Origin of the sequence: Pseudonocardia sulfidoxydans NBRC 16205, from assembly GCF_007989085.1 — a bacterium.
GTDB classification, from domain to species: domain Bacteria; phylum Actinomycetota; class Actinomycetes; order Mycobacteriales; family Pseudonocardiaceae; genus Pseudonocardia; species Pseudonocardia sulfidoxydans.
Window position 1 is genome coordinate 1 of sequence record NZ_BJVJ01000077.1, and the last position, 25541, is coordinate 25541.

General features: G+C 72.5%; 24 protein-coding genes. 11 read left to right on the forward strand and 13 right to left on the reverse strand.

Annotated features, from left to right (window positions below; translation table 11 throughout):
* Positions 1-281: glyceraldehyde 3-phosphate dehydrogenase NAD-binding domain-containing protein (locus tag PSU4_RS25540; protein ID WP_246115335.1), on the reverse strand; the 281-nt coding region annotated here is incomplete at its 3' end.
* Positions 282-374: 93 nt separating this feature from the next.
* Positions 375-1163 (reverse strand): HAD-IA family hydrolase, encoded by a 789-nt coding sequence (locus PSU4_RS25545; RefSeq protein ID WP_246115336.1) that lies wholly within the window; start codon positions 1161-1163, stop codon positions 375-377.
* Positions 1164-1550: 387 nt separating this feature from the next.
* Here PSU4_RS25545 and PSU4_RS25550 point away from each other — a divergent pair, with 387 nt between their 5' ends.
* Together PSU4_RS25550 and PSU4_RS25555 are read left to right on the forward strand one after the other, a co-directional pair.
* Positions 1551-2564, forward strand: coding sequence for a class I fructose-bisphosphate aldolase (locus PSU4_RS25550; RefSeq protein ID WP_147113624.1), 1014 nt, complete (start codon positions 1551-1553; stop codon positions 2562-2564).
* 158 nt (positions 2565-2722) lie between these two features.
* Positions 2723-3691, forward strand: coding sequence for a carbamate kinase (locus tag PSU4_RS25555; protein ID WP_147113626.1), 969 nt, complete (start codon positions 2723-2725; stop codon positions 3689-3691).
* A gap of 84 nt (positions 3692-3775) precedes the next feature.
* Here the strand turns inward: PSU4_RS25555 and PSU4_RS25560 are convergent, their stop codons facing one another.
* Complete coding sequence (locus PSU4_RS25560) at positions 3776-4345, reverse strand: hypothetical protein (RefSeq protein ID WP_147113629.1); 570 nt, start codon at positions 4343-4345, stop codon at positions 3776-3778.
* A 240-nt stretch (positions 4346-4585) separates the two neighbouring features.
* Here PSU4_RS25560 and PSU4_RS25565 point away from each other — a divergent pair, with 240 nt between their 5' ends.
* Entirely contained in the window at positions 4586-5569 is a 984-nt protein-coding gene (locus PSU4_RS25565; RefSeq protein WP_147113631.1) for a class I fructose-bisphosphate aldolase, read from the forward strand.
* Between the two features lie 57 nt (positions 5570-5626).
* On the opposite strand, the gene PSU4_RS25570 is transcribed toward PSU4_RS25565, so the two are convergent.
* Entirely contained in the window at positions 5627-6574 is a 948-nt protein-coding gene (locus tag PSU4_RS25570) for a phosphoribulokinase (protein ID WP_147113634.1), read from the reverse strand.
* Between the two features lie 11 nt (positions 6575-6585).
* A complete protein-coding gene (tkt, locus tag PSU4_RS25575) occupies positions 6586-8622 on the reverse strand; it encodes a transketolase (RefSeq protein WP_147113637.1) in 2037 nt (678 codons plus the stop codon).
* 188 nt (positions 8623-8810) lie between these two features.
* Between tkt and PSU4_RS25580 the strand changes: the two genes are divergently transcribed.
* Together PSU4_RS25580 and PSU4_RS25585 are read left to right on the forward strand one after the other, a co-directional pair.
* Entirely contained in the window at positions 8811-9482 is a 672-nt protein-coding gene (locus PSU4_RS25580) for a response regulator (protein ID WP_147113640.1), read from the forward strand.
* A gap of 13 nt (positions 9483-9495) precedes the next feature.
* Positions 9496-10761: a GAF domain-containing sensor histidine kinase gene (locus PSU4_RS25585; RefSeq protein ID WP_147113643.1), complete on the forward strand. Its 1266-nt coding sequence runs from the start codon at positions 9496-9498 to the stop codon at positions 10759-10761.
* Positions 10762-10969: 208 nt separating this feature from the next.
* Here the strand turns inward: PSU4_RS25585 and PSU4_RS25590 are convergent, their stop codons facing one another.
* Positions 10970-11971 (reverse strand): class I fructose-bisphosphate aldolase, encoded by a 1002-nt coding sequence (locus PSU4_RS25590; RefSeq protein WP_147113645.1) that lies wholly within the window; start codon positions 11969-11971, stop codon positions 10970-10972.
* 173 nt (positions 11972-12144) lie between these two features.
* On the opposite strand from PSU4_RS25590, the gene PSU4_RS25595 reads away from it, so the two are divergent.
* Genes PSU4_RS25595 through PSU4_RS25610 form a run of 4 tightly spaced genes read left to right on the forward strand, consistent with a single transcriptional unit; the run spans position 12145 to position 15965 of the window.
* Complete coding sequence (locus PSU4_RS25595) at positions 12145-13575, forward strand: form I ribulose bisphosphate carboxylase large subunit (protein WP_147113648.1); 1431 nt, start codon at positions 12145-12147, stop codon at positions 13573-13575.
* Positions 13576-13589: 14 nt separating this feature from the next.
* The gene (locus PSU4_RS25600) at positions 13590-14015 is read left to right on the forward strand and encodes a ribulose bisphosphate carboxylase small subunit (protein ID WP_147113651.1); all 426 of its coding nucleotides are present in this window, start codon (positions 13590-13592) and stop codon (positions 14013-14015) included.
* Positions 14016-14017: 2 nt separating this feature from the next.
* Entirely contained in the window at positions 14018-15031 is a 1014-nt protein-coding gene (cbbX, locus tag PSU4_RS25605; RefSeq protein ID WP_147113654.1) for a CbbX protein, read from the forward strand.
* A gap of 37 nt (positions 15032-15068) precedes the next feature.
* Positions 15069-15965 (forward strand): LysR family transcriptional regulator, encoded by an 897-nt coding sequence (locus tag PSU4_RS25610; protein WP_147113657.1) that lies wholly within the window; start codon positions 15069-15071, stop codon positions 15963-15965.
* A gap of 39 nt (positions 15966-16004) precedes the next feature.
* Here the strand turns inward: PSU4_RS25610 and PSU4_RS25615 are convergent, their stop codons facing one another.
* Genes PSU4_RS25615 through PSU4_RS25640 form a run of 6 tightly spaced genes read right to left on the reverse strand, consistent with a single transcriptional unit; the run spans position 16005 to position 22971 of the window.
* Positions 16005-16916 carry a sulfurtransferase gene (locus PSU4_RS25615; RefSeq protein ID WP_147113660.1) on the reverse strand — a complete coding sequence of 304 codons (912 nt, stop codon included), beginning with the start codon at positions 16914-16916 and terminating at the stop codon, positions 16005-16007.
* Complete coding sequence (locus tag PSU4_RS25620; RefSeq protein WP_147113663.1) at positions 16909-18282, reverse strand: LLM class flavin-dependent oxidoreductase; 1374 nt, start codon at positions 18280-18282, stop codon at positions 16909-16911. The genes PSU4_RS25615 and PSU4_RS25620 overlap by 8 nt, the downstream gene beginning before the upstream one ends.
* Positions 18279-19931, reverse strand: a complete 1653-nt coding sequence (locus tag PSU4_RS25625; protein ID WP_147113666.1) for an ATP-binding cassette domain-containing protein — start codon at positions 19929-19931, stop codon at positions 18279-18281. The genes PSU4_RS25620 and PSU4_RS25625 overlap by 4 nt, the downstream gene beginning before the upstream one ends.
* Positions 19924-20913, reverse strand: coding sequence for a branched-chain amino acid ABC transporter permease (locus PSU4_RS25630; protein WP_147113669.1), 990 nt, complete (start codon positions 20911-20913; stop codon positions 19924-19926). The genes PSU4_RS25625 and PSU4_RS25630 overlap by 8 nt, the downstream gene beginning before the upstream one ends.
* The gene (locus PSU4_RS25635; RefSeq protein ID WP_147113671.1) at positions 20910-21791 is read right to left on the reverse strand and encodes a branched-chain amino acid ABC transporter permease; all 882 of its coding nucleotides are present in this window, start codon (positions 21789-21791) and stop codon (positions 20910-20912) included. The genes PSU4_RS25630 and PSU4_RS25635 overlap by 4 nt, the downstream gene beginning before the upstream one ends.
* Position 21792: 1 nt before the next feature.
* Positions 21793-22971, reverse strand: a complete 1179-nt coding sequence (locus PSU4_RS25640; RefSeq protein WP_147113674.1) for an ABC transporter substrate-binding protein — start codon at positions 22969-22971, stop codon at positions 21793-21795.
* Positions 22972-23371: 400 nt separating this feature from the next.
* On the opposite strand from PSU4_RS25640, the gene PSU4_RS31570 reads away from it, so the two are divergent.
* Both PSU4_RS31570 and PSU4_RS25650 read left to right on the forward strand, forming a co-directional pair.
* Positions 23372-24043, forward strand: a complete 672-nt coding sequence (locus tag PSU4_RS31570) for a GntR family transcriptional regulator (RefSeq protein ID WP_186817181.1) — start codon at positions 23372-23374, stop codon at positions 24041-24043.
* A 91-nt stretch (positions 24044-24134) separates the two neighbouring features.
* Positions 24135-24626, forward strand: coding sequence for a nitroreductase family deazaflavin-dependent oxidoreductase (locus tag PSU4_RS25650; protein WP_222596395.1), 492 nt, complete (start codon positions 24135-24137; stop codon positions 24624-24626).
* 32 nt (positions 24627-24658) lie between these two features.
* On the opposite strand, the gene PSU4_RS25655 is transcribed toward PSU4_RS25650, so the two are convergent.
* The gene (locus PSU4_RS25655; protein WP_246115337.1) at positions 24659-25435 is read right to left on the reverse strand and encodes an ABC transporter permease; all 777 of its coding nucleotides are present in this window, start codon (positions 25433-25435) and stop codon (positions 24659-24661) included.
* Positions 25436-25541 lie beyond the last annotated feature (106 nt).

Below are 25541 nucleotides of genomic sequence, written 5' to 3' on the forward strand. Positions count from 1 at the left end.
CCCAGGTCCTTCCACGGCAGGTCCGCCGGGTCGCGCTCCGACAGCACCGTCAGCGGCCTGCCGTCGACGATGATGTCCTCGCCCGACGTGCTGACCTCGTAGGGCAGCCGGCCCAGGATCGAGTCGTACTTCAACAGGTGCGCCAGCGTCTTCGTGTCGGTGAGGTCGTTCACCGCGACGATCTCGATGTCACTGGTCCCGGCGGTGCGCTGGGCGTCGACCGCCCGCCAGAAGTTGCGGCCGATACGACCGAAGCCGTTCACGCCAACCCGAAGCGTCACGCTCACTCCATCCTTGAACCGGCGGCCGCACCGTGCGGCCGAAGTCGTTGCACTCGGCCAGGGCGCCCGCGACGACACCCGTGGCCGTCGTCGTCAACGGTCGCGCCACCAGGCGGCGTGCACGTCGATCGCGCGCCGCGCGGTCAGCGGGCCCGCGTCGCCCGGGGCCGTGCCGTCGCCGCGGCCCTCGTCGTAGCCCGGCAGTACCAGCGCCGCGGCCGAGAAGTCCTGCGTCGCGGTGTAGCCGTTGGTGACGACGATCGTCGCCAGCCCCGCGCCGGTCGCCGCGGCGGTGCCGACGCCGGAGTCCTCCAGCGCCAGCGCAGCCGACGCGTCGAGCCCGAGCCCCCGCAGCGCCAGGAGGTAGGCCTCGGGGTCGGGCTTGAGCCGCTCCACCTCGTCGCCGGTGATCATGACCTCGACGACGTCACCGATCAGGTGCCGCACCAGCGGCACCGCCCAGTCGCGACGACCCGTGGTGGCGACGGCGATGCGGATGCCCGCGTCGACCAGCCCGTCGACGAACTCGGTGAGTCCCGGCCGCGGGTCGAACGCGCCCGCGGTGACGCGCTCGACGAACAGCGCCGTCTTCGTCCTGTGGATGTCGGCCGCGACCCGGTCGGCGTCGTCGGGGTCCCAGCCGCGGTCCTCGAGGTCGGCGGCGATGCGGCGGTGGCCACCGGTGATGCGCAGCAGCGACCCGTAGTGCTCGACGTCCCAGTCGAGGTCGACGCCGTGGCGCTGGAAGGCCTCGTTGAACGCCGGGCGGTGGCCGTCGCGCTCGGTGTCGGCCAGCGTGCCGTCGACGTCGAAGATCACCGCCTCCAGGCGTCGAGTGCCGACAGTGGTCGCCGCCGTCGCGTCCCCGCCCGTTCCCTGCACCGATAACCCGCTTCCTGCGCACGTCGTCGGACGGCGCACCTCGTCGGACGGCGCACCTCGTACGGCGCGCCTCGTCGGACGGCGCACCTCGGTCGGCGCGTCCCGTCAGGCAGGGCGTCGACAGCCCGCCGTCTGCGAGGAGTGTTCGTGCCGGCCCGAGGCGACCCATCCCCCGGGCGGGGGGCCGTTCGGGGTGTCCGACCTGCGCATCTTCCGGGATGCCCCCCGGTTTCCCCCGTGCAGGGGAGGTGGCTTGACCTCGGTGGCGGGACTCTGCTCGTTCCGGCTGTGCGAGCACCGTGGCCGTCGCCCCGTCGGGCCGGTTCGGCCCGCCCGTCCGAGGCCACGGCAGGCGGCGGGACCAGCGGCGATCCGGAGGTGCGGTCGATGGAGGCGTTACAGCGGCGGACCCGGCGGATGTTCGCGTTCCGCAGAGGGATCCTGGCGCTCGACACCGCGCCCGACGAGTTGAGCGTGCGCCTCAGCTCGGTGGGCTCGACCGGTCCCGCACCTGACGCGGCCGCCTACCGCGACATGGTGCTCGGCACGCCGCACCTCGCGTCCACGACGAGCGCGGTCGTCCTGCCGCCGGAGGCGTTCGGGGCCGCCGCGACGGGGTCGCCCCAGCTCAGCACGGTCGGCTCCGCCGCCGGCCCCCGCGGCCGGGGCCTGCTCGGCCGGGTCGCCGCCTCCGGCGTGCTGCTGGGCGTGCGGGCCGACAGCGGCGCCGAGTCGCTGTCCGGGGAGCGCGACGAGCTCGTCACCACGGGTCTCGACGGCCTGTCCGACCGGCTGCGCCGCTTCCAGGCGCTCGGTGCGAGCTTCGCGGTGTGGGCGATGTCGTCCGGCTCGGCGATCGACTACGGCGCGCTCCGCACGCTGACGGTCAACAGCCAGGCCGCCGCCCGCTTCGCCTACACGTGCCAGACCCTGGGCGTCGTCCCGGTGATCCGCGTCGGCACCCGGATGCACGACGGCAGTCCCGCCCAGCGCAGCGCCGCCCGCGCGGCCGCCCTGCTCAGCGTGTGCGGCCACCTCGAGGACATCGAGGTCGACCTGCCGTCGGTCGTGCTGAGCACGGAGGCCGAGTGCGTGCACGACGCCGACCCCGTCACCGGCGGCCCCCTCGTCGCACTGCCCGACCGGCTGGGCGGCGTCGCCCTCACCGCGGGCGACAACGCCCTCTCCACTGCTGTCGCGGCCGTCACCGCCGTCTGCGAGGCCGGCCCACCGTGGCCGGTCACGTTCTACCTCGGCCGGGAGGTGACCCGCCCGGCGCTGCTGGCCTGGCGGGGACGGACCGGCTCCGTCCGCGCCGGGCACCAGGCGCTCCGTGACGGGCTGACCACCGCCCGTGCGGCGCTGGGCGGGCGGTCCCTCGCGGCGGCCCCGGGCTCCTGACCCGGACCACCGCTGTGTCCCACGCAACACCCCTGCAACGACGCAGGTCAGTCTGCATACCAACAACCCGTTTCAGGGCCGGCTCCTCCGAGCCGCGGAAAGTCGGACCGGCCCCGGGGCCCTGCCCTCATGCCGGTCACGAAGGAAGAAGGAAACGCATGTCGAGGACTGCTGTCGTCGCTCTCGGGGGCAACGCGTTCACCCGCGAGGACCAGAAGGGCACCTTCGAGGAGCTCGCCGCCAACGCCCGCACCATGGCGAACACGGTGCACGCGCTGCGCCGCGGCGGCTGGAACGTCGTGATCGTGCACGGCAACGGCCCGCAGGTCGGCAACCTCGCGATCCAGCAGGAGGAGGGTTCCTCCGTCGTGCCGGCGCTGCCCCTGTCCGCGCTCGGCGCCATGACCCAGGGCCAGCTCGGCAGCCTCATCTCGATCTCGCTGCGCCAGACCGCGCAGGCCGGCGAGGACATCGACGTCGCGACGATCGTCACCCACGTCGCCGTCGCCTCCGACGACCCGGCGTTCGACGACCCCCGCAAGCCGATCGGCCCGTTCTTCCACGGTGACGCCGTCAACGAGATGGTCGAGACCCGCGGCTGGACGATGCTCGAGGACTCGGGCCGCGGCCACCGCCGGGTCGTTCCGTCACCGAAGCCGCAGGCGATCCTCGAGGCTGCCTCGATCCGCACGCTGGCCGACGCCGGCGTCGTCGTGGTCGCCGCGGGCGGCGGTGGCGTCCCGGTCGTCGACGACGGCAATGGGCTCGAGGGCGTCGACGCCGTCATCGACAAGGACTACGCCGCGCAGCAGCTGGCCAACCAGCTCGGTGCCGACGCCCTGGTCCTCGTCACCGGCGTCAAGAACGTGATGGTCGACTTCGGCAAGCCCAGCCAGCGCGCCATCGAGGAGGTCGGCGTCGACGAGGTGGAAATGCACCTTACCGACGGTCAGTTCCCCGAGGGTTCGATGGGCCCGAAGGTCCGTGCCGGCATCGCGTTCCTGCGCAACGGTGGCCGGACCGTCGTCGTGACCACACCGGAGTTCGCGGCCGATGCCCTGGCCGACGACGAGGCCGCCCGCGTGGGGACCCGCATCGTCGCCGCCGGCGCCTCCGTGGAGGCGTGATCCCCTTCACGTCGTCGAATCAAGGCGCATGAAGAAGGGGCCCGCACCATTTCGGTGCGAGCCCCTTCTTTCGTTTTCAGAAGATCAGAACAGCTCGCCGCGGGTGACCAGCAGGACGACCGGAAGGAAGAACGTCCAGATCGCGGTGATCATCAGGATCCCGCCGAGAACCTTGGCGGGGAGCTTGCCGTAGACCGTGGCGGCCACCGACCAGAAGGCGATCAGCCAGACGATCAGGATCGAGTGCAGCAGGACGCTGCCGTCGAAGAACTGCCAGAACGCGAGCGGAACGAGGCCGACGGGGATGGCCAGGTTCGCGACGGGGCGCAGGTCGAGACCGAAGTACGCGGCGGCACCGACCGAGGTGAAGAACAGGCCGTAGAAGCCGACGAGACCACCGAGGAGGAGCGCGCCGTTGGAGGCGGTCGCGGCGTCGGCAGCGCTGGTGCCGGCGGCGGCGGGGAGGCCGCTGCGGGTCACGATGTAGAGCGCGGAGAGCAGGTCGACGATGCCGGCGACCATCGCGATCCAACCGACGGTCTTCAGCGGGTTGGAACCCGAGTCGTCCGCCTTCGCTCCCCAACCGAGGAAGAAGCAGGAAATGACGAACAGTGCGGCGCCGGTGACTGTGAATACGAGAATGACGGGCGGCATGGCCTCCCCTTCGAGACGAGGGTGTCCTGAGCGTTCGCTGAACGTGTCGGATCGTAAACGGGAGCTGTACTATAGTCCACAATTGCAACACTGCGTTACGGAACTGTGACGGCCTGGTCGGATCACCGACATCGCACGACAGAACGCCCTGTCGGAGTTGATTGGTCGCAATTCCTCATCAGTGTGGTGATCCGGATTACGCCCTCACACTCGGTGCCCAAACCTCTCCAGGAGGCCCATATGGGTGACTTCTCTGCTCCATTCGCTCGTCTGATTGCTGCAGCACGTGGCCTTCTGGCCCTCGACCAGGCCGACACGAACACGACCGGAATGCTCCGCGACGCGGGGGTGCCCCTTGCCCCCGGCACCGCCCGGGCGTTCCGCGACATCGTGCTCGCCACCCCGGGTCTCGACCGCACGGTGAACGGCATCCTGCTCGACCCCGCGACATTGCACAGGATCGCCGGTTCCGCATCGGCCCCCGCACTGCACCGCGCGCGGGTTCCCCTCGGTGTCCGGATGGGCGACGAGAACCTCCGCGGCTTCGACGTCGCCGGCTCCGTCGACGGGATCTCCGACGAGATCGCCCGGCACCGCGACGCCGGTGCGAGCTTCGCGCGCTGGCGCGTCGTCGCAACAGCCGACACGGCGGTCACCGAGCTCCGCGCCCGTGCGCGGCTGGTCGCCGGCTGGGCCGCCACCTGCGTCGCCGGTGGGCTCACACCGTTCGTCGACGTCGTCGTGATCCCCGGTGCGCGCGACGGTGTGCACGAGGCCGCCACCGTTCACGGCGAGGCGGTCCGAACCGTCCTCCACGCGTTGCGGGCCGACCGCGTCCACCTCGCCGACGTGGTCCTCGGCTCCAGCATCGTCACCCCGGGCCGGCGCGCCTCCGACGTCGCGACCGCCGAGGACGTCGCCAGGGCGACGCTGCGCGGCCTGCACGCCGCCGGAGCCGAGGAGCTCGCCGGCGTCGTCTTCACCGCGGGTGGCCGCCCCGACCGGCTCACCGCCCACCTCGCGGCCGTGCAGTGGCTCGGCCCGCGGATGCCCGTCGGCTACTGCCTCGGGCGCAGCACGCTCGGCAGCGTCGCCCGTGCCTGGGGCGGCAGGTCCGACCAGGTCCTCGACGCCCAGACCGCGCTCATCGCCCGGTTCGCCTCCGTCGCAGCCGTGGTCCGCGCCGGGATGAGCGAGGAGCACCGCCGCCGCGCGGCCGGCTGACCCACCGACGACGAGCGCCCCGGATGGGAACCGTCCGGGGCGCTCGGGCCGGCCGGGTCAGCGACCCGCCTCGATCAGATGGTGCAGCAACAGCAGCTGCGTGATGGCGAGCGGCTCGCTGCGTTCCCCGCCCCCGATGCCGCCCAGGCACTCCGGGGCACAGCGCTCCGGCTCCCCGATCGACGCCCAGATCGCCTTCTCCACCGCGATGCTCTCCTCCGCGTCCACGTAGCCGTGGACGTGCAACGAGTCGACCGGGCGGCCGTCGGTGTCGCGCTCCAGCTCGAGATGCATGGCCCGGTGCACGCCCGGCTGCATGACCTCGCTCAGGTCGGGATGGCGGATCGTCGGCCGCAGCAGCAGCTCCGCCGACAACGGGACCGACGGGTCGTCGCGCCCCTGCACCGGCGCGAACCGCACCACGATGTCGGCGTGCTGGCGCTGCGGCCGGATGTAGGCCGCCGACTCCGGCTCCCGCAGGTCGAGCTCGCCGAGCACCTGCTCGGCGGTGTAGCCGCGCTCCCGCGCGTCACGCTCGACCTTCCACGCCCGCCGCGTCTGCTCGTGCGGGTCGAGGAAGACGGTGACGTCGAAGCAGGCCCGCGCCAGCTTGCTGTACAGCGGGAACAGGCCCTCGACGATGACGAAGTCCGCCGGCTCCAGCAGCTCCGTGTGCGACAGCCGGCCGATCGAATGGTCGTACACGGGCTTGAGGACCGGCTGGCCGCTCGCGAGCAGCTGCAGGTGCTGCTCCATGATCGCGAGGTGGTTGCAGTCCGGGTGCAACGCCGTGAACGGCAGCGACTGCCGCTCCGCACGGTCGTAGCGGTGGTAGTCGTCGGTGCACAACGACACGCACCGCTCCGGGCCGAGGGCCTCGACGAGCCCCGCGGTGAGCGTCGTCTTGCCCGCCGCCGAGTCGCCCGCGATGGCCAGCATGACCGGCCGTCGGTTGACCGACGACCGGCCCGCGGCCCGGTGGATCCGCAACGTCTTGTCCGGCACCGACAACTGCCCTAGACGCCTTCCGCCCCGGCCGTGGCCAGCGCGACCCGGGCGACGGCCGACGCCGACAGCCCCAGGTGGTCGGCGACCTCGTGACCCGGGCCGCTCTCCCCGAACCGGTCGATGCCGATCACCGCGTCACGCGGCCCCGCCAGCGCCCGCCACCCGACGGTCACCCCCGCCTCCACGAACACCGCCGGCGCGTCGGGAAGGCGGTAGGAACCCTCACGGACCGACGCCTCCAGCCGCTCACGCCACGGCACCGACACGACGGTCGCCTCGACGCCCCGGTCGGCCAGCAGCTCGGCCGCCACCAGCGCCAGCGACACCTCGGAACCACTCGCGACCAGCGCCACGGCCGGGTCGCCGTTCGCGGCCCGGACCGTGCGGGCACCGTGGGCGCGGACGTCGTCGAGACCGGCGCCGCCCAGGTTCGGCAGGTCCTGACGGCTCAGGATCAACGCCGTCGGGCCGTCGAGCGTGGCCGCGGCGATGCCCCAGGCGGCGGCGGTCTCCGCCGAGTCGGCCGGGCGCAGCACCGTGACCCCCGGGATGATCCGCAGCGACTCGACCTGCTCCACCGGCTGGTGCGTCGGGCCGTCCTCGCCGACGTGCACCGAGTCGTGCGTGAGGATGTGCACGACGGGCTGCTTCATCAGCGCCGCCAGCCGCAGCGCCGGGCGCAGGTAGTCGGCGAACACGAGGAACGTGCTGCCGAACACCCGCAGGCCGCCGTGCAGCGAGATGCCGTTCATGGCCGCCGCCATGCCGTGCTCACGGATGCCGAAGTGGATCGTGCGACCCGACGCGTCGTCCGGGGTGACCTCGCCCCCCGGGATCGCCGTGTTGGTCGACGACGCCAGGTCCGCCGAGCCGCCCACCAGCGCCGGGTACACCGCGGCCAGCGCGTTCAGCGCCGCACCCGACGCCTTACGGGTCGCGGCGCGACCCTCCGCGACGGCCTCGTCGGCCAGCGGCGCCAGCGCCTCGGCTGCCCTGTCGGCCACCGGGACCCGGCCCAGCGGGAACGCCTCGGCCGTCTCCGGGTTCGCGGCCGCCCACTCGTCGTGGGTGCGCGTCCAGTCCAGGCGGGCCTTCGCGCCCTCGGCGGCGCGCTCGGCCGTGGCCAGCCGCACCGCCGTCGGCACGTGGAACGCCTCGTCGGGCCAGCCGAACCGCTCGCGCATCGCGGCGATCGTCTCGTTGCCCAGCGGGCTGCCGTGCGCCTTCGACGTGCCCTCGATGCCCGGGGCGCCGTAGCCGATCGTCGTCTTCACCGTGATGAAGGTGGGCCGGTCCTCGGTCGCCGCCGCCTCCGCGAACGCGCGGTCGAGCGCCTCGATGTCGTTGCCGTCGTCGACCCACAGTGTCCGCCAGCCGTAGGACGCGAACCGGGCCGCCGCGTCGTCGGCACAGCTCTGGCTGGCCGATCCGTCGATCGTGATGTCGTTGTCGTCGTAGACGACGGTGAGCCGGCCCAGCCTCAGCTTCCCCGCCAACGACGCCGCCTCGTGGCTGACGCCCTCCATCAGGTCACCGTCGCCCGCGAGCACCCACGTGCGGTGGTCGACGACGGTGTGCTCCGGGGTGTTGCAGCGCGCCGCCAGCATGCGCTCGGCCAGCGCCATCCCGACCGCCGTCGCGATGCCCTGGCCCAGCGGGCCCGTCGTCGTCTCCACGCCGACGGTGTGCCCGTACTCCGGGTGCCCCGGCGTGCGCGACCCGAGCTGACGGAAGTTCCTCAGCTCCTCGATCGGCAGGTCGTAGCCGAACACGTTAAGCAGCCCGTACAGCAGCATCGAGCCGTGGCCGGCCGACAGCACGAACCGGTCGCGGTCGGCCCAGTCGGGCGCCGCCGGGTCGTGCCGCAGGTGCCGCGACCACAGGGTCCACGCCGCCGGGGCCGCACCCAGCGGCAGGCCGGGGTGACCGCTGTTGGCCGCCTGGACCGCGTCCGCGGCGAGGAACCGCAGCGTCGCGACGCCGAGCTCGTCGGTGTCCGCCGACTGGCCGGCACGCTCGGCCGGAACGCTGGGAGCGGTGCTCATGCCGCAACCTCCGCACTGGTAGGAGTCACCGTCGGTGCGGCCCGGGCCCTGCGACAGCGCGGGCACGGGCGCACACCTCCTCGAGATTCGGCCGCGACGCTATGGCCGCAACGCTCCCGCGCCCTCCCCGCAGCGGGGGAGGCCGGGGTTGAACCTCACGACCCCTGGTCACGGCTTAGAGTCTCGGCATGAGTACGCCCACGTCAGCAGGGCCACTGCGGATCGTTCTCGTGGACGACCACGAGATGGTGATCGCCGGTCTGAAGGCGATGCTGTCGCCGTTCCGCGGGCGCGTCCGCGTCGTCGGCGAGGCCATCGGGGCCGACCAGGCGATGTCCATGGTCGCCAGCCTGACGCCCGACATCATCCTGTGCGACGTCCGCATGCAGGGGGCCAGCGGCCTCGACCTGTGCCGCAGCCTCCGCGAGCGCGACCCCGATGCCAAGGTCGTGCTCCTGTCGGTCTACGACGACGAGCAGTACCTCTTCCAGGCGCTGCGCGCGGGCGCGTCCGGCTACCTGCTCAAGAAGATCAGCGGCGAGGAGCTCGTCCGCCAGCTCGAGCTCGCCGCCACCGGCACCACGGTCATCGACGCCTCCCTCGCGGGCCGCGCCGTCGACACCGCCGCGCGGTTGCAGAGCAACGAGTTCTGGCCCGGCGCCCGCCACGGCCTCACCCACCGCGAGTCCGAGGTCCTCTCGCTCATGGTCACGGGCCTGTCCAACCGCGGCATCGCCACCCGCCTCGTCGTCAGCGACGAGACCGTCAAGAGCCACCTGCGCTCCATCTACCGCAAGCTGGGCGTCGGCGACCGCACCGGCGCCGTCGCCACCGCGCTGCGCGAAGGGATCTTCCAGTGACGGTGGTGTCCCGGTGACGTCGTTCGGGCGCGAGCCCGGACACGCGCTGCTCGGCCCCTACCAGGAGGGCACCGTCCTCGGGCTCACCTCGCCCGAACGGGCCAACGCCCTGCTCCTCGGCATCATCGAGGCCGCGTCCAGCGGCCCTCACGTCGAACCGCTGGCCGCCGCCGTCGCCCGGCTGATCACCGACGCCACCGCCACCGACGTCTGCTTCGTCCACGTCCTCGACGACACCGACCGCTCCCTCACCCTCGCCGGAGCCACGCCGCCGTTCGACCAGTACGTCGGCGAGATCCAGCTCCCCATCGGCTCCGGTGTCGCCGGCTGGGTCGCCAGCCACCGCGAACCCGCCGTGATCGTCGAACGCAAGGAGGAGGACCCGCGCTACATGCCGATCCCGGCGCTGCGCGGCACCGACTACACCTCGATGGCCTCGGTCCCCATGGAGAGTGGCCCGTCGGGTCTCGTCGGGGTGCTCAACGTCCACACCGTGCGGCGACGCCAGTTCACCGACCGCGACCTCCAGCTCCTCGGCGTCATCGGCCGGCTCGTCGCGGGCGCCCTGCACCAGGCCCGTATGCACCGCAAGCTCGAAGCCCGCGAACGCGCCCACGAACGCTTCGCCGAACAGGTCATCGGGGCCCAGGAGGCGGAGCGTCGCCGCCTCGCCGGCGACATCCACGACGGCATCTCCCAGCGCCTCGTCACCCTCTCCTACCACCTCGACGCGGCAGGTCACAGCATCACCGCCGAGCCCGAGCTCGCCGTCGAACAGCTCGCTCTCGCCCGGGATCTCGTCAACCTGACCCTCGACGAGGCGCGCGCCGCGATCGGCGGCCTGCGCCCGCCCGTGCTCGACGACCTCGGCCTCGCCGGCGGCCTCGCCAGCCTCGCCCGGTCGGTACCGCACTTCGAGATCGAGCTGGAGCTCGACGACGACCGTCTCCCCGAGCACGTCGAGATCGCGCTCTACCGGATCGCGCAGGAATGCCTGCAGAACATCACCAAGCACGCCCGGGCCACCCTCGCCCGCGTCCGGTTCCGGGTGCACCGCGGGACCGCCTGGCTCGAGGTCATCGACGACGGCGTCGGCTTCGACGTCCAGCCCGCGCCCTCGGTCGACCCGCACTCCCCCGGCTACGGGATGCAGTCGATGGCGGAGCGCGCGGAGCTCGTCGGCGGGCGGTTGCGGGTGATCTCGCGTCGCGGCTCAGGGACGACCATCATCGCGACGGTCCCCCTCCCGGCCACCGACGCCGACCCCGAGGACGCCTGACCTCCGACGTAGAAACCCATCCGCGCGCAACCTCACCGCTCTGCGGCGCCGACCCGACGACCGTCAGGTTGCACCCGACAGCTCGCGCGCAACCTCACTGCTCTGCGGCGCCGACCCGACGACCGTCAGGTTGCGCTCGCGGTCTGCTGCACAGCGCGACGCGGCCGGCCCCGGATCGGGGACCGGCCGCGTCGGGACCATGCGTGGATCAGGCGGGCTGCAGCTCACCGCGGCGGCGGACCGCGGCGGCGTTGGCGTCGACGCGGTCGGCGAGGGCGGCCTGGCCGTCGGCGATCCGCTCGTCCTTGCCCACCCACGCCTTGAGGGCGGGGTCGACGAGCGCGCGACCGAAGGAGAAGGTCAGCGGCCAGGGGGTCGTGATGGCCTGCATGGCCTCGAGGTTGGCGGTGGCCCTCTCCGGCGACATGCCGCCGGAGAGGAACGCGACGCCGGCCAGCTCGGCGGGCCAGGCCTCGAGCACCTCGACGGTGGCGGCGGCGACGGCCTCGGGCGAGGACTGCTCGGTGTTGCCGTTGCCCTCGACGACCATGTTGGGCTTGAGCACGATCCCGGCGAGGTCGACGTCGAGCAGGGCCAGCTCCTCGCGGACGGCGGCCTGGACGACGGCGGTGACCTCAGCGCAGCGCTCGATCGAGTGGGTGCCGTCCATCAGCACCTCGGGCTCGACGATCGGGACGATGCCGGCGGCCTGGCAGGCGGCGGCGTAGCGGGCGAGGGCGTTGGCGTTGGCACGGATCGCGCCGGCGCTGGGGGTCCGGTCGCCGATGACGTAGACGGCGCGCCACTTGGCGAAGGCGGCGCCGATCCCGGCGTACTCGGCGAGGCGGGTGGGCAGCCCGTCGAGGCCCTCGGTGATGGTCTCGCCGTCGAGGCCGCCCGGGAGCGGCTTGGCGCCTGCGTCGACCTTGATGCCGGGCAGGATGCCCAGCGCGTGCACGGCCTGCGCGAAGGGTGTGCCGTCGGCGAAGGTCTGCCGCAGCGTCTCGTCGCAGTAGATGATGCCCGACACGCCGTCGGACAGGTTGGGTGTGGCCGAGAGCAGCTCCCGGTAGATGCGCCGGTTCTCGGCGGTGGCGTCGACGCCGACGTTCTCCAGGCGCGACGACATCGTGCCGATGCTCTCGTCCGCGGCGAGAACGCCCTTGCCGGGCGCGACCATCCGCGCCGCGATCTCCCTCAACGTGCTCATTTCGCAGTCCTCCCGTTGTGGCACCGGCGGGCACGGTAGGAGCGCGTCGAGCCCGGTCGCCTCACCCGCGCGGTGGAGACCGCGGGGGGCCGCACCATGCTTAAGCATTTACTTCAGAATGACCGGGTAACTCTTGATAGACAGATTCACGATCTGCCCGCAAGCTTGTCGGCATGGCAGATCGCTGGAACGCAGGTGTCATCCCCTACGCCGAGATGGGGTACTGGCAGCCCGACTACGAGCCGAAGGACACGGATGTTCTGTGCGCCTTCCGCATCACCCCTCAGCAGGGCGTGCCGCCGGAGGAGGCCGGCGCGGCCGTCGCCGGTGAGTCGAGCACCGCGACCTGGACGGTCGTGTGGACCGACCGCCTCACCACCTTCGAGCACTACCAGGCCAAGTGCTACAAGGTCGACCCGGTGCCGAACACGCCCGGTCAGTGGATCGCGTACATCGCGTACGACATCGACCTGTTCGAGGAGGCGTCCATCGCCAACCTCACCAGCTCGATCATCGGTAACGTCTTCGGCTTCAAGCCCCTCAAGGCCCTGCGCCTCGAGGACATGCGCATCCCCACGCACTACGTGAAGACCTTCCAGGGCCCGGCGCACGGCATCGTGACCGAGCGCGAGCACCTCGGCAAGTTCGGCCGCCCGATCCTGGGCGCGACCACCAAGCCGAAGCTGGGCCTGTCGGCCCGCAACTACGGCCGCGTCGTGTACGAGGCGCTGCGCGGTGGCCTGGACTTCACCAAGGACGACGAGAACATCAACTCGCAGCCGTTCATGCGCTGGCGTGACCGCTTCCTGTTCTGCATGGAGGCCGTCAACCGCGCCCAGGCCGCGACCGGCGAGATCAAGGGCCACTACCTCAACATCACCGCCGGCACGATGGAGGAGATGTACGAGCGGGCGAACTTCGCCGCCGAGCTCGGGTCCGTCATCGTGATGATCGACCTGACGATCGGCTACACCGCGATCCAGTCGATGGCCAAGTGGGCCCGCGACAACAACGTGATCCTGCACCTGCACCGCGCGGGCCACGGCACATACACCCGCCAGAAGAACCACGGCGTCAGCTTCCGCGTCATCTCCAAGTGGATGCGCCTGGCCGGTGTCGACCACATCCACGCGGGCACCGTCGTCGGCAAGCTCGAGGGCGACCCGATGACCACCGCGGGCTTCTACGACACGCTCCGCAAGGACAGCGTCAAGGCCGACCTGTCGAAGGGTCTGTACTTCGACCAGGACTGGGCCTCGATGCCCGGCGTCATGCCGGTCGCCTCCGGCGGTATCCACGCCGGCCAGATGCACCAGCTCATCCACTACCTGGGTGAGGACGTCATCCTGCAGTTCGGTGGCGGCACGATCGGCCACCCGATGGGCATCGCCGCGGGCGCCGAGGCGAACCGCGTCGCGCTCGAGGCCATGATCAAGGCGCGCAACGAGGGTGTCGACTACTACAAGGAGGGTCCGGAGATCCTCAAGAAGGCGGCCTCCCGCAACCGCGCGCTCGACACCGCGCTCGCGACCTGGGGCGACATCACCTTCAACTACGAGTCCACCGACACCCCCGACGTCGTCGCGACGCCGACGAACGCCTGATCGGAGCTACGACGATGCGGATCACGCAGGGCACCTTCTCCTATCTCCCCGACTTCACCGACGAGGAGATCACCGCCCAGATCAACTACGCGCTGAGCAACGACTGGCCGCTGTCGGTCGAGTTCACCGACGACCCGCACCCCCGCAACACCTACTGGGAGATGTGGGGCCTGCCGATGTTCGACCTCAAGGACCCCGCCGGCGTCCTGCTCGAGGTGAACGCCTGCCGCAAGGCGAACCCCAACGCCTACGTCAAGCTGAACGCCTACGACGCGAGCCTCGGCCGGCAGACCACGGCGCTGTCGTTCATCGTGCAGCGCCCGGCCGACGAGCCCGGTTTCCACGTGAACCGCACCGAGGTCAGGGGCCGCGCCATCCAGTACACGACGCACTCGTACGCCACCGAGCGTCCCGTCGGCGACCGCTACGGCCAGGGCTGATCATGAGCACCGGAACCGCCTTCGGATTCACGCCGGGTTCGGTCTCCGGTCCCCAGCTCGAGGCCGACCCGTCCGGCGAGCCGGAGGTCGAGTACCTCCCGGCGGACACCGTGGTCGACCTGGCAGCGCTCCGCGCGGAGTCGGGGATCGACGAGGTCCTCGCCAAGCTCGACGAGGAGCTCGTCGGGTTGGCGCCGGTGAAGACGCGCATCGCGGAGATCGCCGCGTTGCTGCTGGTCGACCGCACCCGGGCGAAGTTCGGCATCACCGCCCCGCAGCCGACCCTGCACATGAGCTTCACCGGCAACCCCGGCACCGGCAAGACGACCGTCGCGATGCGGATGGCCGACCTGCTCCACCGGCTCGGCTATCTGCGTCGCGGCCACCTGGTCGCGGTCACCCGTGACGACCTGGTGGGCGAGTACGTCGGCCACACCGCGCCGAAGACCAAAGAGGTCATCAAGCGGGCGATGGGCGGCGTGCTGTTCATCGACGAGGCGTACTACCTCTACAAGGTCGAGAACGAGCGCGACTACGGCGGCGAGTCCATCGAGATCCTGCTGCAGGTCATGGAGAACAACCGCGACGACCTCGTGGTGATCCTGGCCGGCTACCAGGATCGGATGGACACGTTCTTCGCCGCCAACCCGGGCATGCAGTCCCGGGTGGCCCACCACGTCACGTTCCCGGACTACACGGTCCCGGAGCTGGAGCAGATCGGTGTCCTGATGACCAAGGACATCGGCTACACCTTCTCCGACGAGGCGCACGACGTGCTCAAGCGCTACCTGGAGCGGCGTGTCGGTCAGCCCTGGTTCGCCAACGCCCGCAGCGTGCGCAACGCCGTGGAGCGTGCTCGGCTGCGGCAGGCCAAGCGCCTGTTGGAGACCGGCGACGCCAAGGTGGACCTGAAGGCCCTCACCACCATCGAGGCCGCGGACCTGCTCGCGAGCCGGGTCTTCGACTCCGCCCCGGACGAGGTGCTGACGGCCGAGGAATACACCGTCAGGGGCTGATCCCCCTGCGCCCCACACCGATTGCCATGATGACTCGGTGACGACGAACGCACGCCTCCGGGCCCTGGTGGAGCTGGCCGCGACCGGTTCCGTCCGGGCCGCGGCGCAACGCCTCGTCGTCACCGAGTCATCGGTGTCCTCGGCGATCTCCGCGCTCGCCGCCGAGATCGGCGTCCCCCTCGTCGACCGCGACGGGCGCGGCGTCCGGCTCACCCCGGCGGGCGAGCGCTACGCCGACTACGCGCGCCGCATCCTGGGCCTGCACGCCGAGGCGGTCACGGCCGCCCGCGGTGAGGCCGATCCCGAGCACGGCACCGTCCGTATCGCGGCGGTGACCACCGCGGGCGAGCACATGCTCCCCGATCTGCTGACGTCGTTCCGGCGCCGCTATCCGCACATCGCGCTCGGCCTCGAGGTCGGACCGCGCGGGGTGGTGTGGCCGATGCTGGCCGCGCACGAGGTCGATCTCGTCGTCGCGGGCCGCCCGCCCGACGGGCTCGACGCCCTGGTCCGCGCGGTCAGCCCGAACACGCTGGTCGTCGTGGGTCCGCCCGAGCTGCGCGACGACTTCGATCCCGGCCACACGACGTGGCTGCAGCGCGAGACCGGGTCGGGCATCCGCGCGACCGCCGTGTCGCTGCTCCACACCCTCGACGTCGCTCCCCCGCAGCTGTCGCTGGGCTCGCACGGCGCCGTCGTCGCCGGGGCCGTCGCCGGGCTGGGGGTGACGCTGGTGTCGCGGCAGTCGGTGCGCCGGCACCTGGAGGCGGGAACGCTCGTCGAGCTGCGGGTGCCGGGGACGCCGATGCAGCGGGCGTGGCACGTCGTCAGCCAGCCGACGGCGACGGCGGCGACGAACCTGCTGGTCCGGCACCTGCTGACGCACCGCGAGCTGGGCTGGCGGCCCGCGAACCGCCCGGCGACCGACGACTGATGCTGACTGACCGGCTCGTCGCGCGGTCGTCGGCGCAGCTCAGGATGCTCCGCCCGTGTCGAGCGGGCGGTCCGGGTCGGCGGTCCACTCCTCGAGCGATCCGTCGTAGATCCGCAACCCGGTGTAGCCGGCACCGGCGAGGCTCAGGGCGAGCCCCGCTGCGGAGACCCCCATGCCGCAGTACAGCGTGATCGGTTGCGGACCGGGCGGACCGAGGACCGGTTCGGCGGCGGCCCGGACGACATCGGGGTCGGCGAGCCGGCCGGCGGCGTCCCGGACGTGGTGTGCGGGCAGGTTGACGCTGGTCGGGATGTGGCCCGGCCGCGGGTAGCGGGTGGGCTCGGCGCCGGTGAACTGGCCTTCGCCGAGCGCGCACACCAGGGTGCCCGGCCCCCCGTCGACGACCGTCCGCACGTCGTCGATCGTCGCCCAGCCGTGGGCGGCGCCGGGCAGCACGAGCGGGGCGGGGGGATCGGCGACGGGCTCGGCTGGCCCGCTCACGACGTCGAACCCGGCCGCCCGCCATGCCGCGAGGCCGCCGTCGAGGACGGACGCGGGCACGTCGACGCCGCGCAGGATCCACCACAGGCGAGCGGCCCAGGACCCGTCGGCGGAGTCGTAGCAGACGACGCGTGCGCCGGCCCGGACACCGACGGCGGCGAGCGCCGCCGCCATCCGCGGCGCGGCGGCGACCGACAGGTGGAAGCCCGCGCCGGGATCGGACAGCGCGTCGACGAGGTCGACGTGGCGCGAGCCGGGGATGTGCGCGGCCTCCCACAGCGGGGCACCGGAGTCCAGCGGGTAGCGCCGCTGCGGGGTCGGCGGGCCGAGCCGGGCGGTCGCGTCGAGGACGACGACGTCGCCCGCCGCGACGTCGTCGGCCAGCGCGGCGAGGCCGGACGGGTCGACGGTCAGCGGCGTCCCCGGCTCGTGGTCCTCGCGCTCAGCCACGGCGGTACTCCGTCGCGGGGTGTCCCGGCAGGGTCCGGGCGTGGCCGGGCCCGTAGAGGTGCTCGCGGAACGTCGCCCCCTCGTAGGAGCTCCACACCCGGCCCCGCCGTTGCAGCTCGGGGACGACCAGGTCGACGAAGTCGGGGAACGTCACCGACGAGAGCGTGTCGGAGATGTTGAAGCCGTCGACGTCGGCCTGCTCGACCCACTCCTCGAGCTGGTCGGCGACCGTGGTCGGGGACCCGACGAACAGTGCGCCCATGCTCGACACGCTGAGGAACTCCCCGATCTCCCGCGGCGTCCAGGTCCGGGTCGGGTCGGCCTTGGTGAACACCGACAACGAGCCCTGGATCCCGTCGCTGTCGACGTACTCCAGCGGCTCGTCGGGATCCAGTGCCGACATGTCGACGTGCACCAGCGCGCTGAACCGGGCCAGGTTCGCCTCGGAGCGGCTGTGCGCCCGGTACTGGTGGTACTTCTCCCAGGCCAGCTCGTCGGTCTCGGCGGTGACGACCGTCGAGAGCGGGAACACCTTCAGGTCCCCGGGTGGCCGGCCGGCCTCCGCGGCCGCCGCGCGCAGCCTGGCCACGGCGTCGCGGACCATGTCCATCCGCGGGAACGAGACGAACACGCCCTCGGCGTGCCGGGCGGCGAATGCGACGCCCGCGGTGGAGCTGCCGGCCTGGTAGAGCGCCGGGGTGCGCTGCGGGGACGGTTCGCAGATGAAGATCCCGGGCACGTCGAAGTACTTCCCGTGGTGCTCGATGCGGCGGACCTTCGCGGGGTCGACGAAGATGCGCCGTTCGCGGTCGTGCACCACGGCGTCGTCGTCCCAGCTGCTCTCCCACAGCTTGTACGCGACGTCCATGAACTCGTCGGCGATGCGGTAGCGCTCGTCGTGCGGGATCGGCTTCGACATCCCGAAGTTCTCCGCCTCGCTGCGCGAGGACGACGTGACGATGTTCCATCCCACGCGCCCACTGGTCACGAGGTCGAGCGTCGCGAACTTGCGGGCCAGGTCGAACGGCTTCTCGTACGTCGTCGACGCCGTGACGGCGAACCCGAGGTGGTCGGTCGCCGCGGCCATCGCCGAGACGAGCAGCATCGGGTCGATGATCGGGATGCCGAGCGCCTCGCGCAGGGTGACGTCGGTGGAGCCCTGGTAGACGTCGATGACGCCCTGCGCGTCGGCGATGAACAGGGCGTCGAAGCAGCCGCGCTCCAGCGTGCGTGCGATGTCGGTCCAGTAGCCGAGGCGTCCGTAGTCGCGCACCGCGTTGTCGGGGTGGGTCCACAGGCCGAGCGCGGTGTGGCCGATGGTCGCGGACTTGAAGCCGTTGAGCATGATCCGTCGGTTGCTGGTCATGACGAGAGGTGCTCCTCCTCGATGGGCGACGGCTCGATGGGCGACGGCTCGATGGGCGACGGCCCGGTGCGGGCCGGGGCGGTCGCGGCGAGGAAGACCTCGTGCGCGGCGGCGCCGTCGAAACGTTCGGTGGGTCCACTCCAGACCGGGGCTCCCGCGCGCAGCCCGAGGATCGTCGAGCACGTCGCCCGCACGAGGCCGAGGTTGTGCTCGACGACGACGACCGCGACACCGTCGGCGCGCAGCCTGGTGAGCGCGTCGGCGAACGGGGCGACGAGCACGGGCGCCAGCCCGGCCGTCGGCTCGTCCAGCAGCACGACGCGCGGCCCGGCCACCAGCGCCCGCGCGATGGCGAGCATCTGGCGCTGCCCGCCCGAGAGTGCCCCCGCGGGGTCCTTGCGCCGGCCCGCGATCTCGCCGAACAGGTCGCCGACCCGCTCCATCGCCTCCGCGAACGACTGTGCCCGGGAGCCGGCGAGCCAGCCGAGCCGCAGGTTCTCCTCGACGGACAGGTCGACGACGGCGGTGAGCGTCTGGGGGACGAACCCCAGGCCGTGCCGGAACCGGTGCGGGGTCGCGGTGCCGTCGAGGCGTTCCCCGGCCAGCCGGACGCTGCCGGTCGCGGTGAGCAGCCCGGCGACGCCGCGCAGCACCGTCGACTTCCCGGCCCCGTTCGGCCCGACGATCCCGAGCCCGTCGCCCGCGGCGACCGCCAGGTCGACGCCGTCGACGGCGGGCACCGCACCGTAGAAGACCCGCAGGTCGCGGACCTGCAGGACGGGTGGCCGGGGAGCCGGATCGAGCGGCGCGGGCACGGGGACCGCCACGACCGGGGGTGCCGGACGCGCGTCGTCGAGGCCGCCGCCGATCTCCAGCTCGATGTCGCCGATGTAGCGCCGGACGACCTCCGGGTCGGCGAGGGTCTCCTCGACGGGCCCCGCCGCGAGGACCCGTCCCGCGTCGAGGACGACGACGCGGTCGGCGAGCAGCCGGACCTGCGCCAGGTCGTGCTCGACGAGCAGGACCCCGACCCCCTCGTCACGCAGGCTCGCGATCAGCGACGCGACGACCTCACGCGCGGTCCGCGACAGGCCGGAGAAGGGCTCGTCGAGCAGCAGGATCCGCGCGCCGGACGCCAGGCTCCTGGCCATCTCGACCAGCCGCTGCTGCCCGAGGCTGAGCTCGCCCGCCGCGATCCCGGCCCGGTCGGCGAGACCGACGCGGGCCAGTGCGTCCTCGGCGGCGCGGCGCCGCGCGTCGGCCCGGCGGCGGCTCGTCGGCAGGCCGAGCGCCTCCAGCCAGGCCCCGCGCGGCGCGGGCACGCCCAGTTCGACGTTCTCCCGCGCGCTCAGGTCGGGGACCAGCCGCGCCGTCTGGAACATCCGCACGATCCCGAGCCGGGCGCGCGCCCGTCCCGGAGCGCCGTCGAGCCGATGCGAACGTCCGTTCTCGACGACGGTGACCGTCCCCGCGTCCGGCCGGACGGCGCCGCTGAGCAGGTTGAGCAGGGTGCTCTTGCCCGCCCCGTTCGCCCCGACGACGCCGACGCACTGCCCCTCGGCGACCTCGACGTCGACGCCGTCGACAGCCCGCAACGCGCCGAACGCGACGGCGAGGCCCCGCGCACTCAGGGTCGTCCGGTCAGCCATGACGCCTCCGACCGACCCACGCGACGAGCCCACGGACGAGCTGGTGGATGCCACCCGGCAGGAAGAGCGCGACGAGGGTGACGAGCACGCCGTACACCGCGAGCCGGTACTCGTCGAGGAACCGCAGGTACTCGGGCGCGGCGATCACCACGACGGCGCCGACGACCGGGGCCCATCGCCAGCCGCGCCCGCCGATGATCGGGATGACCAGCAGGCTGATCGCCGCCGTCGTCGAGAACTGGTCGGGGAAGGCGCCGCCGGCGAGCTGTGCGACCAGCGCCCCGCCGACCGCGGCGGACACCGCGCTGAGCACGAACGCCGCGACCCGGGTGCGGGACACGTTCACACCGAGGGCGTCGGCGGCCGGCGGGTCGAACCGGCCGACGATCATGGCGAGCCCGAGTGGCGACGTACGCAGCGCCTCCTGCAGGTAGAGGAACACCGCGAGCAGCACGACGGCCGCGGCGAAGATCGACGACACCCCGGTGAGGCCGAAGAGCTTGAGGTAGCCGGCCCCGGTGATACCGGCGTCGCCGTTGGTCACCGACGTCCAGTTCCGCATCACCACGGTGCCCAGCGCGCCGAGCGCCAGGGTGCCCACGGCGAAGTAGTAGGCGCGCAGCCGCAGCAGCGCAAGCCCCGCCAGGACGGCGATGACACCCGCGACGACGACTCCGGCGAGCAGCGCGACGAGCGGGCCACGTGGCACCGCCAGGATCGCCCACGCGTAGCCGCCCGCCGCGAGGAACAGCGAGTTGCCGATGGAGACGACGCCCGCGAAGCCGACCAGGACGTTGAAGCCGACCGCGGCGATCGCGTACGCCGCGACCAGGGTCAGTACCCGCAGGTCGAACGGACCCGGGCGGACGACCAGCAACACCGCCGCCCCGACGAGCAGCACGATCGCGGGCTGGGTCCACCGCCAGTGCCGCGTCGTGCGCACGCTGGGCGCCGGCCGGGCCGGGGATGCGACGGCCGTCATGCGACACGCACCGTTCGGGACCGGCCGAGCAGCCCGCCCGGGCGCAGGATCAGCACCGCGAGCAGCACGACCGGGGCCACGGCCTGCCTGAGGGTGTCGTTGAGGTAGCCGCCCGCGAGGGCCTCGGCCACCCCGATCAGCAGGCCGCCCACCACCGCGCCGGCCGGGCTCGCCAGGCCGCCGATGATCGCGGCGGCGAACCCGTTGACGCCCAGCGGCAGCGCGGCCTCCGGCGCGATCGGCACGACGGAGGCGACGAGCACCCCCGCCACCCCGCCGACGAGCGCGGCGATCGTCCAGGCGACGACGAGCATGCGCCCGACGCGCACCCCCGCGTCCCGCGCGGCGGGCACGCTGCTCGCGACCGCGCGCAGTTGCAGGCCGATGTCGGTGTGCCGGTGGAACCAGTGGACCACACCGAAGACGAGCGCGGCGCCGACGAGCAGCAGCGCGTAGTGCGCCGGGACCTGCAGGTCGCCGATCGGGATGAACGACCCGGCCAGGGGGCTGTCGAGGCGCTGCGGCTGACGTCCGAACCAGATGCCGCTGAGGGTCGTCATCGTCGTCGCCACCCCCAGCGTCCCGATGATCACGACGTCGACGTCGACCCGGCGATGGCGCATCGGGAGGGTGAACAGGCCGCCGAGGACGAGCCCGGCGGCCGCGACCACGACGACCGCGGCGGCCAGCGCGGGCAGGTAGCCGAATCCGGCGCCGACCACGTTCACCGCGACCAGCGCGCCGAGCACCATGAAGTCGCCCTGCGCGAAGTTGGCCAGACCGGAGCCGGCGAACAGCGTGACGATCCCGAGCCCGGACAGCGCGTACACGGAACCGACGCCGAGCCCGATGACCACGAAGTACGCCGCCTGGGTCATGTCAGGAACCGTCGGCCAGCCGGACGGTGCCGTTGTCGTACTGCTTCCACACGAGGTTGCCGCCGACGAGTCCGACGTGGTTGGTGGGGCTGTACTCCCAGACACTGCCGATCCGGCCGGACAGCAGGTCCGGGTTGCGGTAGGTCTCGAGGTGGTCGCGCAGCTTCGCCCGGTCCGGGCCGACCGCGCGGATCCCGTCGACGATGACCGTCAGGATGTCGTGGGCGGACAGCGCGTCGCTGGGCACGGTGCCGCCGAACTCCGCCGACCACTTCTCCACGACGGCCTTGACCTGCGGCTTCTCGCGGTTCACCGCGTCCTGGAAGAAGATGTTCGTCGCGGCGGGTCCGGCGAGGCGGGCGACCGCGGGGTCGGCCGCGGAGGCCGTCCCGACGATCGGCAGGCCGAGGCCGACCTGCTCGGCGCCCTTGGCGAGGGTCGCGTAGGGCGGCCCGACGGTCCAGGCGATGACGTGGTCGGCGCCGGACTGCTTGGCCTTCAACAGGACGGCGGACAGGTCGGTGGCGTCGACGGCGAAGGTGTCGGACAGCACCGGGGTGAGTCCGGCAGCGGCGAGCCCCTGCTCCAGGACCGGCTTCGCGCCCGCCCCGAAGGCCGTCGTGTCGGTCAGCAGCGCGGGCTTGGTGAGGCCCTGGCTCTGGAGCCGGGCGACGATGCCGTCGATCTGGCCGAGGTCGGTGGGCCCGGTCTGGAAGACCCACGGGTTGTTCTTCTTCGTGATCGCGGAGCTGATCGCGAAGGCGAGCTGCGGGATCTCGGCGCGGGCGACGGCGTCGGACTGGGCCAGCACCACGGGGGAGTTGTAGGTGCCGGCGATGGCGACCGCACCGTTCTGGACGAAGCGGTCGACGAGCGCCACACCGGTCGTGGGATCGCCGGCGTCGTCCTGGATGTCGAGGGCGATGGGGGTGCCGTTCACCCCACCCGCGGCGTTGATCTCCTCGGCCGTGAGTTCGAAGCCCTTGCGCATCGTCTCGGCCGGGGCGGCCGACTGGCCCGAGAGGGGGAGGTCGATGCCGATGGTGATGGCGTTGCCGGGCGCGGCGGGCGCCGTCGTCGTGGCCTGGGTGGACGCATCGGTGCCGGTCGAGCACGCGGCCAGGACGGCCGTGACCGTCAGCAGGGCGGCTGCGAGGCCGGTTCGTCGGAGGGGTCGCACGGGTGACGTCCTTCAGAGGAGGAGGGTGACCGTCGAGGCCGATGCCTGCTGCCGGTCGAGGACACGCGAACCGCGGCGCGCACGCTGGAGGCCGTCCGGTCGGGTCGCGATCGGGCGGCCGCGCCGCGACCTCCGGACAGCGGTGGTCAGCGACGGGGCGGGCGCGCCGGGCGACAGGACGTGCCCGGCGCGACGCCGTGGTGCGCGAGCCGGCACCGGCGGAACGGGCACGCGGGTCTCCCGACGCTGCGCACCACGGTCGCCTCCACGGGCCGGGACTCTAGGAGACGACGAATCCGGTTGGCAACGCTTTGTCCAACTTTTGTGCTCTACGTATCCACGTGGATACGCCGCGACGGCAGCCGCGGCCGACGCGCACGTGTTCTGTCACAATGCCCCGGTGACACGACAAGGGGAGGCGGGGACGGATCCGGAGCCGACGGGTCGCGTCGCCGACTCCGACGGTCGGCCGTACCAGTTGCTGCGACAGGAGATCCTCGACGGCGCCATCCGCCCGGGCGACCTGCTCCTGGAGACGGCGCTGAGCACCCGCTACGAGGTCTCGCGGACCCCGATCCGGGTCGCGCTGGTCCGTCTGGAGCACGACGGGCTCGTCGAGCGGGCGAGCCGCGGCTTCCGGGTGCGGGTCGGTAGCGCCGAGGACGTGCTCGACATCTACGAGGCGCGGATCGCACTGGAGTCCACCGCGGCCGCAGGCGCAGCGCTGCGCCGCACGGATCTCGAGCTCGCGCGCCTGGCGCACCTGCACGAGGAGTCCGTCGGGGCCGACGTCCCGGTGGCCGCCGACCTGCACCAGCAGTGGCACGAGGTGCTGTGGACCGCCAGCCACAACCGGGCCATCGTGTCCACACTGGTCCGGCTCTGCTCGCAGTTGACGATCTTCGATCCCGCTCCGATGCTGCAGCCCGGCAGCCTCGACGCCGCCTGCGACGAGCACCGGCACATCCTCGACGCGATCGGGTCCCGCGACCCGGAGGCCGCGCGCGAGGCTGTCGCCGCACACCTCACCCGGACCCGCGAGACCCGCCTCGCGGTGCTGGCCAAGGGCTGATCATCCTGGCCGGCGCCGGGGTCCGACGGTCCCGGCGGCGCAGGCTCCCCGCGATCGGGTGCAGGATGGCGGGTCGAGACGAGGAGGCACCGTGCCGGAACCGCCCCGCAACCTGTCCCGCGCCGTCGCCTCGGCGGGCGAGCGCATCCTGCGTTCCCGCCCGCTCGTGCGCGCCCCGATCCTCGTCTACCACGCCGGGCTCGGGCGCCTGTTCGGCTCGCGGCTGCTCCTGCTCGAACACACCGGCCGGCGGACCGGGCTGGCCCGCGAGGTCGTCCTCGAGGTCGTCGACCGGCCCGGGCCCGGCCGCTACGTCGTCGTCTCGGGCTTCGACGCCCGCGCCCAGTGGCTGCGCAACGTGACCGTCCAGCCGCAGGTCCGCGTCTCCGTCGGCCGTCGGACCTCCGCGCCCGCCACGGCCCGCGTCCTGCCCACCGAGGAGGCCGGCCGAGTCCTCACCGGCTACGCGAACGGACGTCGCGGGTGGTGGACCTGGTTTCGACCGGTCGTCGAGCGGACCCTGGGCCGGCCGGTCGACGCGGCGTCGCCCCCGCCGACGGTCGAGCTGGTCCTGACCCTGTGAGTGGCGATAGTCGCTATAGCGACTATCGCCACTCACGGGGTGTGGCTGCCCAGCGCGCGGCGGGCCAGGGAGTCGAGGATCGAACCCAGCAGGCCGATCACCAGGATGACGGCCATGACCTTGTCGTAGGCCAGCTGGTCGCGGGAGTTGAGGATCTCGTAGCCCAGCCCCGAGGTCACGCCCAGCATCTCGGCCGGGACGAGCACGACCCACCCGATACCGAGCGCGAGCCGCAGCCCCGTCAGCACGTGCGGACGGATCGCCGGCAGCACCACCGACGTCAGCGTCTCGGCGGGCGTCGCGCCCAGCGAGCGGGCGGCGAGCAGGAAGCCCTGGTCGATCGAGCGCACGCCCGCGGCGGTGTTGAGCACGATCGGCCACACCGCCGCCGCCGCCACCAGGAAGAACACCGGGCGGTCACCGATGCCGAACAGCCCGATCGCGACGGGCGCCCACGACAGCGGCGACACCATGCGCAGGAACTGGAACACCGGTCGCGACGCCGTCTCCAGGCTCTGCCACGTCCCGACCGCCAGCCCGGTGACCACGCCGAGGACGACGGCGATCACCAGCCCGACGAGCAGCCGCCACAGGCTCGTCCAGATGTCGGGCAACAGCACGCCCTGCGCGGCGAGGGCGCCGATCGCGGGGATGGCGTGCTGCGGCGCGAAGTCCTGCAGCATCGACGTGGGTGACGCCAGGACGGACGTGATCAGCCACCAGATCGCGACGGCGACGACGACCGCGACGAGCTGCAGCCCCAGTTTCGAGGCCCACGAGCTCTGCGGCTTCCGAGGGGACGTGGTCACTGGAGAGATCGTCTCGACGCTCATGTCGCCTCCGCGGGAAGAAATACGTCGGCGAGGCTCATGTCGCCTCCGCGGGAAGAAATACGTCGGCGAGGCTCATGTCGCC

Coding starts and splice junctions, on each gene's coding strand:
- cbbX (WP_147113654.1), top strand. CDS start 14,018: ATGAGCACCGGAACCGCCTTCGGATTCACGCCGGGTTCGGTCTCCGGT.
- PSU4_RS25595 (WP_147113648.1), top strand. CDS start 12,145: ATGGCAGATCGCTGGAACGCAGGTGTCATCCCCTACGCCGAGATGGGG.
- PSU4_RS25625 (WP_147113666.1), bottom strand. CDS start 19,931: ATGGCTGACCGGACGACCCTGAGTGCGCGGGGCCTCGCCGTCGCGTTC.
- PSU4_RS25600 (WP_147113651.1), top strand. CDS start 13,590: ATGCGGATCACGCAGGGCACCTTCTCCTATCTCCCCGACTTCACCGAC.
- PSU4_RS25580 (WP_147113640.1), top strand. CDS start 8,811: ATGAGTACGCCCACGTCAGCAGGGCCACTGCGGATCGTTCTCGTGGAC.
- PSU4_RS25590 (WP_147113645.1), bottom strand. CDS start 11,971: ATGAGCACGTTGAGGGAGATCGCGGCGCGGATGGTCGCGCCCGGCAAG.
- tkt (WP_147113637.1), bottom strand. CDS start 8,622: ATGAGCACCGCTCCCAGCGTTCCGGCCGAGCGTGCCGGCCAGTCGGCG.
- PSU4_RS25630 (WP_147113669.1), bottom strand. CDS start 20,913: ATGACGGCCGTCGCATCCCCGGCCCGGCCGGCGCCCAGCGTGCGCACG.
- PSU4_RS25560 (WP_147113629.1), bottom strand. CDS start 4,345: ATGCCGCCCGTCATTCTCGTATTCACAGTCACCGGCGCCGCACTGTTC.
- PSU4_RS25620 (WP_147113663.1), bottom strand. CDS start 18,282: ATGACCAGCAACCGACGGATCATGCTCAACGGCTTCAAGTCCGCGACC.
- PSU4_RS25555 (WP_147113626.1), top strand. CDS start 2,723: ATGTCGAGGACTGCTGTCGTCGCTCTCGGGGGCAACGCGTTCACCCGC.
- PSU4_RS25635 (WP_147113671.1), bottom strand. CDS start 21,791: ATGACCCAGGCGGCGTACTTCGTGGTCATCGGGCTCGGCGTCGGTTCC.
- PSU4_RS25550 (WP_147113624.1), top strand. CDS start 1,551: ATGGAGGCGTTACAGCGGCGGACCCGGCGGATGTTCGCGTTCCGCAGA.
- PSU4_RS25565 (WP_147113631.1), top strand. CDS start 4,586: ATGGGTGACTTCTCTGCTCCATTCGCTCGTCTGATTGCTGCAGCACGT.